General features: G+C 62.4%; 10 protein-coding genes and 1 pseudogene (1 of these 11 cut by a window edge). 4 read left to right on the top strand and 7 right to left on the bottom strand.

Features of this window, described 5'->3' with window-relative positions; genetic code table 11:
• The 5 genes and pseudogenes from EOC06_RS03735 to EOC06_RS03715 form a co-directional block, all read right to left on the bottom strand.
• Window positions 1-370, bottom strand: a pseudogene (locus tag EOC06_RS03735) (O-antigen ligase family protein); the annotation flags it as partial.
• Between the two features lie 184 nt (window positions 371-554).
• The gene (locus tag EOC06_RS03730; RefSeq protein ID WP_127319703.1) at window positions 555-1,382 is read right to left on the bottom strand and encodes an SDR family NAD(P)-dependent oxidoreductase; all 828 of its coding nucleotides are present in this window, start codon (window positions 1,380-1,382) and stop codon (window positions 555-557) included.
• Window positions 1,383-1,469: 87 nt separating this feature from the next.
• Entirely contained in the window at window positions 1,470-1,964 is a 495-nt protein-coding gene (locus tag EOC06_RS03725) for an acetone carboxylase subunit gamma (protein WP_128307125.1), read from the bottom strand.
• Window positions 1,961-4,165 (bottom strand): hydantoinase B/oxoprolinase family protein, encoded by a 2,205-nt coding sequence (locus EOC06_RS03720; RefSeq protein ID WP_128307124.1) that lies wholly within the window; start codon window positions 4,163-4,165, stop codon window positions 1,961-1,963. Before EOC06_RS03720 ends, EOC06_RS03725 begins: the two co-directional genes overlap by 4 nt.
• Window positions 4,166-4,178: 13 nt before the next feature.
• Window positions 4,179-6,338: a hydantoinase/oxoprolinase family protein gene (locus tag EOC06_RS03715; protein ID WP_128307123.1), complete on the bottom strand. Its 2,160-nt coding sequence runs from the start codon at window positions 6,336-6,338 to the stop codon at window positions 4,179-4,181.
• 112 nt (window positions 6,339-6,450) lie between these two features.
• On the opposite strand from EOC06_RS03715, the gene EOC06_RS03710 reads away from it, so the two are divergent.
• Window positions 6,451-7,230 carry a LuxR C-terminal-related transcriptional regulator gene (locus tag EOC06_RS03710; protein ID WP_128307122.1) on the top strand — a complete coding sequence of 260 codons (780 nt, stop codon included), beginning with the start codon at window positions 6,451-6,453 and terminating at the stop codon, window positions 7,228-7,230.
• Window positions 7,231-7,275: 45 nt separating this feature from the next.
• Here the strand turns inward: EOC06_RS03710 and EOC06_RS03705 are convergent, their stop codons facing one another.
• Window positions 7,276-7,551 carry a type II toxin-antitoxin system RelE/ParE family toxin gene (locus EOC06_RS03705; protein ID WP_306462317.1) on the bottom strand — a complete coding sequence of 92 codons (276 nt, stop codon included), beginning with the start codon at window positions 7,549-7,551 and terminating at the stop codon, window positions 7,276-7,278.
• A 20-nt stretch (window positions 7,552-7,571) separates the two neighbouring features.
• Entirely contained in the window at window positions 7,572-7,853 is a 282-nt protein-coding gene (locus tag EOC06_RS03700; protein ID WP_127319713.1) for a type II toxin-antitoxin system ParD family antitoxin, read from the bottom strand.
• 278 nt (window positions 7,854-8,131) lie between these two features.
• Here EOC06_RS03700 and EOC06_RS03695 point away from each other — a divergent pair, with 278 nt between their 5' ends.
• The 3 genes from EOC06_RS03695 to EOC06_RS03685 all read left to right on the top strand — a co-directional run.
• A complete protein-coding gene (locus EOC06_RS03695) occupies window positions 8,132-10,303 on the top strand; it encodes a thiamine pyrophosphate-dependent enzyme (RefSeq protein WP_128307120.1) in 2,172 nt (723 codons plus the stop codon).
• A gap of 84 nt (window positions 10,304-10,387) precedes the next feature.
• Window positions 10,388-11,950 carry an ABC transporter substrate-binding protein gene (locus EOC06_RS03690; RefSeq protein ID WP_164761653.1) on the top strand — a complete coding sequence of 521 codons (1,563 nt, stop codon included), beginning with the start codon at window positions 10,388-10,390 and terminating at the stop codon, window positions 11,948-11,950.
• A gap of 119 nt (window positions 11,951-12,069) precedes the next feature.
• Window positions 12,070-12,159, top strand: partial view of an aminotransferase class III-fold pyridoxal phosphate-dependent enzyme gene (locus EOC06_RS03685; protein ID WP_128307119.1) — the 5' end (the start) only. Its footprint extends 1,122 nt past the window's final position; 90 of the gene's 1,212 nt are visible here — the first part of the coding sequence; it begins with the start codon at window positions 12,070-12,072; its stop codon lies beyond the right edge, outside the window.

Genomic DNA, 12,159 nt, shown 5'->3' with positions numbered 1-12,159 from the left:
CGAATATTCCGATCAGCGCCCCTATGGTCAGCGTGCGCACGCTGACGGTGCGCGCAGCTACGTAGGCGCAGGCAATATGGGAAAAATACTGGACCGACGTCCTTGCGGTGACGCCGGGAGCCTGTGACCAGAAAACCGAGAAGCAGATATAGGCCGCAAACAGCAGCGGCAGCCAGGCGCTGGACAGATGCCGCAGAAACCGCCGGTAGTCGACCAGGATGAGCGGAAGCCAGACCGCATAATAGGCCAGGATCAAGATTTGGCCGAAGATGACCGAATAAGAAAACGCCCAGATCGAAACGGCTACGGCAAAGGCGCCATAGACCGAATTCTTCTCGGGATCGATAAGCAGGGACTTTGGAATCTTCATCTCAGGGTTCCGCCGACACGACCCAGGGCCGGCAAGCCATGAGCCGGCCGGAATCTTCGCAAATATGGGCGTGCAATAAACGGCGTCTCCATTGTGCAGTGCAATATAACCTATTGCGCCCGGCGCTCAATGGCAAATCCGGTCACCTTGTCTTACAGCGAGGCATCTGCGGAGAGATCAGCCGCTACCAAAGCGCTCCGCCGGTGATCTGGATGTTCTCCATGGTGATGCCCTTGGCGAGATCCGAGCACAGGAAGACCGCCAGTGCGGCAATCTCCTGCGGCTGCAGCATGCGCTGCTGCGGGTTGCCTTTGGCGATCTCGGCCATCGCTTCCTCAGCGGTGCGCCCCTTGCCTTCGCGCTCGACGACCTGCGCCACATTGCGGCGCATCAGTTCGGTCTCGACCCAGGTCGGGCTGATCATGACGCAGGTGACGCCATGCGCTGCCCCCTCCAGCGCCACGCAGCGCGTGAGGCCGAGAAGGCCGGCCTTGGACGCGCAGTAGGCTGGGTTGTCCTTCCAGCCGACCGAGGCGGCGGTTGAGCCGATGTTGACGATGCGGCCCCAGCCGCGTTCGATCATGCCCGGCAGTACCGCACGCGTGACGCGGAAGGCGCCCGTCAGGTTGGTATCGACGATCTTGTCCCATAGCGCGTCGGAATGGCCGCAGACCGGCTGCTCCGCGGTCGTCCCAGCGGCATTGACCAGGATATCGGCGGGGCCGATGGCCGCCTCGGCGTCAGCCGCGAACCGATTGGCGACGTCGCTGTCGCGAACGTCGAGGTGTGCGGCGTGAACCCTCGTTCCGTGGGCGGTAAGGGCCGCACGCACGCGCTCGATCTCGTCCGCGCCGGGATAATAGGCGGCATCGGACCTGTCGGCGCCGGCCGGCGCGATGTAGGAGCCGACGGCGACGTTCGCGCCGGCTTCAGCCAAAGCCGTGGCAATGGCAAAGCCCATGCCCGAGAACCCACCGGTAACGATGGCGCTACGGCCGGAAAGGTTGTTCATGGCGCACGGTCTCCACTTCGTCCGGGCAGGCAATCAGGCCTGACCGTATTTGGCAATCACACCGGCGCAGCCTCCATCGCCAGCGTTTCATGTTTGCTGGAGCGGTTTGCCTAGCCATTCGCGATAGAAGCCTTCGAGGTCGGGCTCGAAATCGTGGACGATGGGATAGCCAGGTGCCGCCGCTTCCACTTCGTGCAGCGTGCCGCATTGCGGACAGATGAATTCGCGGATCTCCATCCATTCGGCATCGGGGAGATCGCTGTTCGGGTAGATTTCGCGCAAAGCCTCCTCGGTGTTGCGGACGTTGATCGCAGCCTTCAGCTTCCAGTTCTTACGATAGTCGCCGAAGGAGTGGCCGCATTCGCAGCGGGTAATGCGCTCATCGCCACTCTGGCAGATGAACAGATGGTCCGAGACCGGCAGCAGGATCGGATCCTTCCAGGCGACACGATCCTGATAGACGGCAACCATCTTGAAGAAACGGTCATCGTCCTTGTAGGCACTCATGATCCGCCTTGTCTGTGGCCAGGGCAGCTTGCCTGCGGCCAGATCGCCCAGGACTTCCTTGCTGTACGAGGTCATGGCTTTGCTCCCGGCATGAAGATCGATCTGGCATCGACGTTCCAGAACTCGCTGAATTCGCTGGTGAAGCGCGGCGACAGCTTGATCGCGCTGGCGTACATTTTCTTCACCTCGGGGGCGAAATCGGCCTTTTCGACACGACCGCGCTCCTTGGCGATCCAATCCACCACAGGGACCGCCTTGGCCAGACGCTCCTTGCGCATAGCGGCGCGGCGCTCGACCGTGGCGTCGATATCGGCGATGGGATAGCCGTCTTCATCGTCCTTCAGCACAATGCCGAAAACCTGCTCCGCCGCTTGCCGGGTGAGAAAGCCGTTCTCGACATCCCAGGCGGTCTTGATCGGATCGCGCTCCAGTACGTCGCCGTAACCACCGCCGCCATTGTAGGAATGGCTGAAGATGTCGCCGGATTTGTGCGGCGCGGTGATGTAGGGGCCCTCGACCACGACATGGTCGCCACCGATGTTCCGCTCGTAGTCGGAGACATGCGGATCGATGCCGGGCGCATGCGCCAGCGGTTCGCCTTTTGCCGCGAGTTCGTGAATGTCTGAGTTGCGCACGGCGCGATGCTTCTGGCAGGTCGGCGCCGGATAACCGCCGCACATGCCGCCATTGTCGAACACGCGCGAAGAATGTTCGGAGGTGTGGAGCCGCAGATGCGACGTCTTGTTGATCAGCCAGGTCGAGACGAAGGAACAGCCGCCGCGATATTTGCCGGCACCGCCGGAGTTGGGCACGATCGAGCGGCCGATATAGACCATCGGCATCGACTGTTCCCAGACCTCGATGTTGCCCATGTCGGATTCCGGGTTCCAGCCGACATAGGCGGTGTCGAGACCATCCTTGATTGCGAGCGCGCCGGAGCCGGCGGCGGCGCATTCAAAATGGGCCATGCCGAACGGCGTGCCGTACTGGCTCTCGCCACCCATTTCGATCATGGGGCTGTTGACCTGACCGACGAAGGCCTCCTCGACGAAGCCGCGCGCGACAAAACTGCGCGACAAAAGCCGCTGGAAGACGCCATAGGCTGGCAGCAGCAGCGCCCATGAGGTGGCGGTCGCCACCATCTCGTTGTCGGGATTGGTCCAGGTGCCGTGCGGCAGTTTCAGTTCGGTCGCCATCCAGGCGCCGTCATTGACCAGCCCTTCGAAATTCATGTGCTGGGTCAAGGTGACGAACATGCCGCCATCCATGCCGGCCGGCGTGCAGTTCATCGAATGGTAGCCCCAGGGCTGCGTGCCCTCGAAGTCCATGGTGATCTTGCCGTCGGTGGTGATCTCCATCTCGATCGGGATGTTGTAGAGCCAGTCCGGATCGCCGAGCAGCTGGAAGCCGGGTTTGCCTGCGGTGACGTGGCCGTAAAAAGTGTGGCCGCGATAGATTCCGGGGACGGTGAGCTGGCGGGTGCGGGCGAGCTGGGCACGGCGGCCTTCCTCGATGAACTCCTTCGACACCTTCATCCAGTAGTCGAGGCCGATCTCGGAAATCAGCTGCTTGACGCTTTCGCGCATGTCGATGCAGGATGCGACTTTGGCCTTCTCGTCGAGCACCCAGTAGATCGGCATTCGCAGATTGCGCTCGCAGCGGATGACGTAGTCGCGGCGGATCTCGTCGTTCTCGCCGATCTTCTCGGCGCAGACGAACAGACCCTCGGTGAAGCGCTCCTGCGCGAGACACACATCACCGCCTGGGGTAATGCCGCCAGCCTCCAGCTCGTGGCAGACGGCGCCGGCCCAGCCGACAAGCGTGCCTTCATGAAAGATAGGCACCACGTCCATCACGTCGGGCACCTGCACAGTGCCTATGAAGGCGTCGTTGTTGGCGAAAATGTCGCCTTCGCGGATGCGAGGGTTGTCCTCGTAGCCGTTTTTGATCATCCATTTGATGAAGCGGCTCATCGTATGGACGTGCACCATGATGCCGTTGGAGAGAGCGATGGCGTCGCCTTCGGGCGTGTAGATGGCGACCACCATTTCGCCGACCTCGCGCACGCCGGGCGAGGCCGAGATGCGGCGCGCCATTTCGCGCGCCGAGACGCAATAGGCGCGCAGCTTGGTGTGCAGCGTCTCGAATTTCAGCGGATCCTGGTTGCGCAGCGTGAGTTCCGTAATGCCGTCATAGCAACCGGTCTCTTCCATCAGCCGCTCGGAATCGAGCAGTCTTTCGCGAAGGCGCAGGGCCGAGGCAGGTTTGTCCAACATGGCGGTCGCCCTCTCAAGCGTGGGTGTAGTGCAGCAGCGTCCATTCATCGACATGGACACGGTCCTGCGGATGAACGACGAGCGTGGTGGCGGGATGTTCGATGATGGCCGGGCCGATGACTTCGTGGCCTGGCTGAAGCAGATCCATCTCGTAGAGATTGGCCTTGTGCCAGCGCCCACCGATATAGGCCTCGCGCACGCCCTTGTGGGCGGCTGCCGGGTTAGAGGCGCCGAGCGGTCGCTTGAGCAGCACCGGCTTGACCTTGTCGGCGGTGGCGATCAGCCCGAGTTCGGTGATGGTGAAGCCGGCTTCGCCATAACGTGACACGCGATGGTTGACCTTCGCATAGACCGCCTCGAACTCGTCGATAACCCTGCGCATGTCGTCGGCCGAACCGACCTTGGCAAGCGGCGCCATGACTTCGACGTCCTCGAGCTGGCCGGTGTAGCGCATCATCAGGAACGGCACGGTCCTGATCTTCTCCCTGGTATGGCCGTCGGCGATCATCTCGTCGACCGCTGCCTTGGTCAGGTCGTTCCAGACCGTGGTGACCTTGGCGCCGAAGGCGGCCAGCGTAGCCTCGTCGGCGCGTGACGGGATGTCGTGCTGGGTGGAGACGGAATGACGCCGCATGAAATCGGCCGTGGTGCAGCCGAAGGCGGAGAAGGCGGCCGCGAACTGGAAGGTGATGATGTCCTTGAAGCCGATGCCCCTGGAGCAGCCGGCCAGATGCAAAGGTCCCGAGCCGCCATAGGACAGCAGCGTGAATTCGGAGGGATGGATGCCTTGCCCGGAAATGACCCGGCGCAGCGCGTTGTTGGCATCGGACTCCAGCATGTCGATCATGCCTTCCGCGGCTTCCTCGACACCAACGCCGAGCACGCTGGAGCACTTTTCCTCGAAGGCGCGGCGCGCCTTTTCGACCTGCAGCACGACCTTGCCGCCCAGGAAATAGTGTGGGTTGAGGCGGCCGAGGATGGCGTCGCAATCGGCGATGGTCGGCTCGGTGCCACCGCGATCGAAGCAGATCGGACCGGGATCCGAGCCGGCGCTTTCCGGCCCAAGCGAGACCTTCTTGGTCAGGGGATCGACCTTGAGGATCATGCCGGCGCCGGCGCCGATCGTGTCGAGATGCAGCGTCGGCACGTTGAGCTTGAAACGGTCCATCAGCGGCTCGTTCTCGATCCGCGTCTGGCCGCGTGTGATGACGCCCATGTCGAAGGAGGTACCGCCCATGTCCGAGCAGATCAGCGAGTCGTTCCCGATCAGCTTGCCGACATAGGCAGCGCCCAGAATGCCGCCGATCGGGCCGGAGATCATGGTTTCATGCAGGCGCGGGTGGTTGATCGAGGTCAGGCCGCCGAAGGAGAGCAGCGTCTGCACGCCATACTTGAAGCCGTATTTCTTCGAGACGTCCTCTATACCCCTAAGCTGCTTGCGGCCGCGCGAGGTGGCGTAGGCCTCGATCAGCACCGAATTCAGCCGCGACTGCTCGCGGATGACCGGGCGGACCTCATGGCTGGTGTAGACGATGATGTCGGCGCCGGCCTTGTCGACCTCCGCGCGGCAGATCTCGGCGATGCGCTTCTCGTGCACCGGATTGACATGCGAGAAGATGGTCATGATGCAGATCGCCTCGACCTTGTCGGCGATCAATTTTTTCGCGGCGATGGAGACCTCGTGTTCGTAGAGCGGCAGCACGATGTCGCCGAACTGGTCGATGCGCTCGGTGACGCCATGCGTGCGGCGGCGCGGCACCAGCGGATCTGGATGGTGATGGGTGACGGCATGCAGCCGGTCGGCATAGGAATAGTCGGCCCAGGCCTGCAGCCCCCGGCCCATCAGGATCATGTCCTCGAGGCCCTTGGTGGTGATCAGGCCGAGCCGGCGGCCGGTGCGCGACAACAGTGTGTTGAGCATGCCGGTGCCGGAATAGAGCACGACGTTGACGCCGGAAAACAATGATTCCAGCGAGATGCCCCAGGCATCCGCCGCGTCCTCGGCAGACGCGAGAAAACCTTCGGCTTCGTTCTTCGGCGTGGTCGCCGACTTGCCGATCTTGAAGTGGCCGTCCTGATCGACAAGGATCGTGTCGGTCATGGTGCCGCCGGCGTCGATACCGATGACGATTGGATTGCCGACGATGGGGCCGGTGAGATTGGGTTGGGTCACGGTCGCCTCGGGATCTGGTCTAGGTTGACGCAAGGCTAGATTCGATGGGCGGCTTCGCGCCATATGCCTAAAGACATAATGACGGCTGAGCTGACATCGCCGAGAAAAGGGCATGCGCATGGAGACCATCTGGGCGCCGCTCGCCAAAGCGATCGCCGCCACTGGCACGGACAGGCATGTCGACTGCCTGATCGACCTGATCGGCGCGGATATCGAGCATGACCTCGTCACGGTGACGCGCTATTCGACGACGCAGACACCCGAATTCATCAAGCACCGACGCTTCTCGGACGAAATGGTCCGGCGCTATCTCGACAATTACTATGTCTTCGACCCGTTCTATGCGTCGTGGCGACGCGAGCGAAGGCTGGGCATCATGCCGCTGAAACGGCTTGCCAACGATGAGGCCAAGCGCGGCCAGTACATAGCCGGCTTCCTGGCGCAGTCGGAGATCTGCGACGAGGTCGGCATCATGCTGGCGGACGGCGGCGACTGGTGCCTCGGCATCTTCCTCGACCGCTCGACCACGCTATTCAAAGACAGCGAGATCGCCCTGCTGGATGAACGGCTGCCGGTGTTCGAGGCGCTGCATGCGCTCGACATCAAGGCGCGCGGAACGGAATTCTCCCGCACGTCAGCGCCGACAGGCCCCGGCGCCTCGCCCCGGCGGGAACCGACCATTCCAGCCAGCCTGTGGCCGGAGCTGTCACTACGCGAGCGGGAATTGGTCCAACTGATCCTCGCCGGTCACCCGACGGCCAACATCGCCGAACGCCTCGTTATCACCGTCGGCACGGTCAAGAACCATCGCCGGCGCATCTACGAGAAGCTCGACATCACCACGGAGCGGGAATTGTTTTTGCAGTTCTTCCAGCATCGGGTCGACCGATAGCCCGGGTTCGGACAGCTAAGCGGGTTACGCTTTTCCCGTTGCAGGTTAGAGCTCATCCTCCCAATTGGCGCCGCCATAGAACACACGGAAGATCACCACTTGGTCGGATTCCACTGTAAAGGTCACCGTTACACGGCGCTCGAAACCGACAACCCGAAGCCCTGGCCGCAGATCGTCACGGCGTGTTCCGCGCTTCGAGGCGTAGTCGAGACCCTGGCAGTAGGCTTCGTTACGCTCGATATAGCGTATGGCCGTGACGTTGCCGGCGGCGATCTCGATGGTGTCGTATATCCATCTTAAGTCCGCTAAGGCTTCCGGCAACAGAACAATATGCCGGCGCTTCACACATCCCTCTTAAAGCGGGCGGCGTGGTGAGCGCGGATGTCGTCAAAAGCCTGGCTGGCTGGGATAACTCGGGAAGGATCCGCCTTCCACCTGTCATAGGTCGGCACAACCTCCTCGCGGAGCCAGCGCTCTACGGCCGCGTCGCGCTCTTGCAGGGCGCGAAGGCCGGCGCGGATCACTTCACTGCTGGTCGCGTAGGTTCCTGATTCAACGAGACGGTCGATGAAAGCAGCCTGCTCTGTTGGCAGGCTGAAGGTGCGCTTTTCGGTGGCAGCCATGATTTCTCCTATAATGTCGGTGTGATTATATCATACCAATATCCAATACGTTAGAAAACCTGTCGGCCCAAGAAACCGACATCGGCGCTGCTAGCAGTCTCAAAATTCCTCTTGCGGAACCGCGCCGTCCCGGCTTAGTCTTTGCCTTCTCGCAAAAATGAAATTTAATTCCATTTGCCTGCAACCTTCTTGCCAGCGTCGTGACCCAGGAAAAATGAACGGCCCAATCGACTGAGAAAATATTTGATATATCATCTACCAGAACGGAAATAGCTGACATGGTCCAGCAGACATCGATCCAGCCATCGGCGCCCTGGTTGCGGCTAGATGTCGATGATTCGGACTGGACCGACGCCGAGGTGTCGAGCCTGGTGCGCTGGTATCACCAGATGCTGCTCATCCGCCGTTTCGAGGAAAAGGTGCTCGATCTGGCCAATGCCGGGCTGGTGCATGGTCCGGCCCACGCCAGCATCGGACAAGAGGCCACGGCGGTCGGCGCCATGTCCGTGCTCGGCACCGGCGACCGCATCAACGGCACCCACCGTGCCCATCACCAGGTGCTGGCCAAGCTTGTCAACGCGCAGATGCCCGGCGGATTCGACCCGCTGCATGATGCTTTCAACCCAGGCATGCAGGGATCGGTTCGCGGCCTGATGGCCGAGATCATGGGCCTCAAGTCAGGCTATTGCGGCGGCCGTGGCGGCTCGATGCATATGCGCGACGATGCCTCCGGCATCCCAGGCACCAGCGCCATTATCGGCGGCAACCTGCCGCACGCGGCGGGCTATGCGCTCGCCGACAAACTGCTCGGCACCGGCAACATCTCGGTCGCCTTCTTCGGCGACGGCACGATGATGGCGGGACCGGCCTACGAGGCGATGAACATCGCCGCGCTCTACCGGCTGCCGGTGATCTTTTTCGCCGAAAACAATCTCTATGCCGTCTCCACGCACATCAATGAGCAGACGCGAGAGACGCGGCTGGCCTCGCGCGGACCTATGCTCGGCTTTCGTGGCATCGAATGCGACGGCATGGATGTGGTGGCAGTCCACCATGCCATGCGCGAGGCGCGCCGGACGATTGAGGAAGACGGCGGCCCGGTGCTGGTCGAGGCGCTCTGCTATCGGTTTCTACACCAGAGCGGCGCCCGCCCGGGCAGCGAATTCGGCTACCGCACGCGCGCCGAGGAAGACGTCTGGAAAGCGCGCGACCCGCTTGCCACGATGGCGGCTCGCCTGAAGACGATGGGCATCCTGAACGCTTCGGACCTCGGTACACTCGACCAGCGCGTCATGGAGGTGGTCAACACCGCTGCCGATTCCCTGACCGAGATGAGCGGCAACGCGCTGCGCATTCCTGATCATCTGTGGCCGGACCCAAGCGACGTCGACAACCAGATCCGCGGCGATCTTTCCGAACTGAAGGGCGAGCGCTTCCTCGAGATCGAGGACGCGCCGGCCGACACCAGGCCGGTCAAGTTCATGGTTGCCGCGTCCGAGGTGATTGCGCGCGCCATGGAGCAGGACGCGCGCATCATCATCATGGGCGAGGATGTGCACCGGCTGCGCGGCGGCGTTTCGGGCGCCACAAAGGGCGCGCTGGAGCGCTGGCCGGAGCGTGTGCTGGCGATGCCCATCGCCGAGAATGGTTTTGTCGGGGTGGCGCTGGGTGCAGCGCTTTGCGGCTTGCGGCCGATCGTCGAGATCATGTTCGGCGACTTCTGCCTGGTTGCCGCCGACCAGCTGTTCAACGCGGTCAGCAAGGTGCGCCACATGTTCGGCGGCGGCTTTCCGGTGCCAATCGTGGTCAGGGTGCGCGTCTCGCCGCACACCGGCTACGGCTCGCAGCATTCGGGCGATCCGTCCGGCCTGTTCGCCCTGTTTCCCGGCTGGCGCATCGTCGCGCCGACGACGCCCTTCGACTATATCGGCCTGATGAATTCAGCGCTGAAATGCGACGATCCGGTCGTCGTCATCGAGCATGTCGAGCTGTTCCCGAGCGAAGGCCCTGTGCCTGCGGACGACCGCGACTATTGCGTGCGGCTCGGCAAGGCGAAGATCGTCAGGCCGGGCAGCGCCTGCACACTGCTCACCAGCGCCAGCATGGTTGCCGTCGCCAGCCAGGTGGTCGAGGAGACCGGCGCCGATGCCGAGATCATCGACCTGCGCAGCCTCGACCCGACCGGGCTCGACTGGCCGCTGGTAGAGGCCTCGATCCGCAAGACCAACCGGGTAGCCGTCATCGAACAGGTGCAGCGTGGGCTATCGCTTGGCGGACGACTGACACAGGAGATTCAGGATCGCGTGTTCGATTATCTCGATCACGAGATCCTGCATGTGACGGGAAGCCTCTCGGCTCCCGTCGTATCGGCCCCGCTCAACCGCGCCGCACTGGGCGGCGCTGAAAAGCTCAAGGCCGCGCTTCAATCCCTCACTGCCGTGGGTGGATAGAGCGAACGCATTGCCACAAAGATCCGACAAGAAAATGGGAGAACTGACATGAGCATCCTACAGAGAAACAAGACCAGGGCGAAGATGCTGGCAGCCGTGCTGCTGGCCACCAGCGCCTTCTGGGCGCCGGCCACGTTCGCGCAGGACAGCAAGCCGCTGGTCATTGCGCGCAACATCGACCTCAACTCGCTCGATCCGCACCGCGCCTTCTGCGACACCTGCCAGATCTACAATTCCAGCGTCTATGAATCGCTGCTGACGCTGGACAAGGACAACAAGCTGATCCCGCTGCTCGCCTCGAAGTGGGAAGGCAATGCCGACCAGAGCAGCTTCACCTTCACGCTCGACCCGGCCGCCAAATTCTCGGACGGTTCGCCGGTCGAAGCCAAGGACGTGAAATGGTCCTGGGAGAGGCTGAAGAACCTCAAGGGCAGCGCCTCGTTCCTGATGGACAATGTCGCCTCGATCGAGACCCCGGACGCGCATACGGTGGTCGTCAAGATGGTCGCGCCGAGCTCCGAATTCCTCAACATCGCGGCGGCGCCCTACGCAGCGGTCGTCAACAGCAAGGTTGCTTCCGAAGCCGGCGCCAAGGCCGATGCGGATGCTTCGACGACAGACAATGCCGAGGCCTGGTTCCTGGCGCATTCGGCCGGCAGCGCGCCGTTCGTGCTGAAATCCTATGAGCCCAATTCGGAACTGCGGCTGGCGCGCAACGACAAGTACTGGCGCACCGCGCCGGCGCTGAGCGAAGTCGTCATCCGCCAGACCAAGGATGCGGTGGCGCAGGCACAGATGCTGCAGAGCGGCACCGCCGACATCGCCATGCAGATCGACCCGGACACGGCCAAGACGATGACCGGCAGCGACGTGAAAATCGAGACCGTGCCGTCCTACAATTTCATCTATGTGGCACTGTCGCCCGGCGCCAAGGCCAACAAGGTTCCGCTGACGCCCGAAGTGCGCGAGGCCATTTCGCTCGGTCTCGACCGTCCGAGCATCCTGGACTTCACCATCGGCTCCGAGGGCCAGTTGATCAGCGCACCGATCCCGCTCGGCTTCCCCGGCGGTTCGGGCTTCGAGGCGCAACCCTATGACGTCGCCAAGGCAAAGGAACTTCTGGCCAAGGCCGGCCATGCCGACGGCTTCGAGATGGAAGCGGCGTTTCCCGGCATGAACGTCTATGGCGTCGATCTGTCGCTGTTGATGCAGAAGGTTCAGCAGGATTTGGCCAAGATCAACATCAAGCTCGACCTGCAGCCGATCCCCTTCGCCAACTGGCGCGAACGCGTCAATGGCGACGGCATCCCGATGACGGCGGTGTTCTACGCGCCGGACTATTACGGCACGTCGCAATACGTCGATTATTTCGCCATGACCAAGGGCAGCCCGTGGGCGCGCCGCGCCGGCGCGGAGCGCGACCCGTCGGTGCTCAATCCGAAGGAAGCGGATATCTACAAGGCAGCCCTTGCGGCAAGCGGCGACGAGGCCGCCAAGCTGTGGCATCAGGCCGGCGAGGAGATGATCAAGGACAGGATCATCCTGCCGTTGATCAGCCCGAACCTGATCCTGGCCTACAAATCGGACGTCAAGGGCGTGCGTTACAGCGCCTGCTGCAACCTCCCGCTGGCGGAACTCAGCCACTGAGCGAAAAGATGCGGGAGGCGGCCAGCCGCCTCTCGCTTCCTCATCCTGGACGGTCAGCAAATCCTGTTCTTCCAGCATTAAGATCAATATATGATATATCAATACGCGGAGAACTCGCTATGACTTCCCTGATCAACTCCAAAGACCAGTTGCTGCGCGAGCGCGCGGCCTCGGTCATTCCGGGCGGCATGTGGGGGCACATGGCGACG

This window comes from Mesorhizobium sp. M7A.F.Ca.MR.362.00.0.0 (genome assembly GCF_004023175.1).
GTDB lineage: Bacteria > Pseudomonadota > Alphaproteobacteria > Rhizobiales > Rhizobiaceae > Mesorhizobium.
The sequence above is the reverse complement of the archived record's forward strand: the minus strand, read 5'-3'. Positions and strand labels throughout refer to the sequence as shown.

Coding starts and splice junctions, on each gene's coding strand:
- EOC06_RS03730 (WP_127319703.1), bottom strand. CDS start 1,382: ATGAACAACCTTTCCGGCCGTAGCGCCATCGTTACCGGTGGGTTCTCG.
- EOC06_RS03725 (WP_128307125.1), bottom strand. CDS start 1,964: ATGACCTCGTACAGCAAGGAAGTCCTGGGCGATCTGGCCGCAGGCAAG.
- EOC06_RS03720 (WP_128307124.1), bottom strand. CDS start 4,165: ATGTTGGACAAACCTGCCTCGGCCCTGCGCCTTCGCGAAAGACTGCTC.
- EOC06_RS03710 (WP_128307122.1), top strand. CDS start 6,451: ATGCGCATGGAGACCATCTGGGCGCCGCTCGCCAAAGCGATCGCCGCC.
- EOC06_RS03700 (WP_127319713.1), bottom strand. CDS start 7,853: ATGGCTGCCACCGAAAAGCGCACCTTCAGCCTGCCAACAGAGCAGGCT.
- EOC06_RS03695 (WP_128307120.1), top strand. CDS start 8,132: ATGGTCCAGCAGACATCGATCCAGCCATCGGCGCCCTGGTTGCGGCTA.
- EOC06_RS03690 (WP_164761653.1), top strand. CDS start 10,388: ATGCTGGCAGCCGTGCTGCTGGCCACCAGCGCCTTCTGGGCGCCGGCC.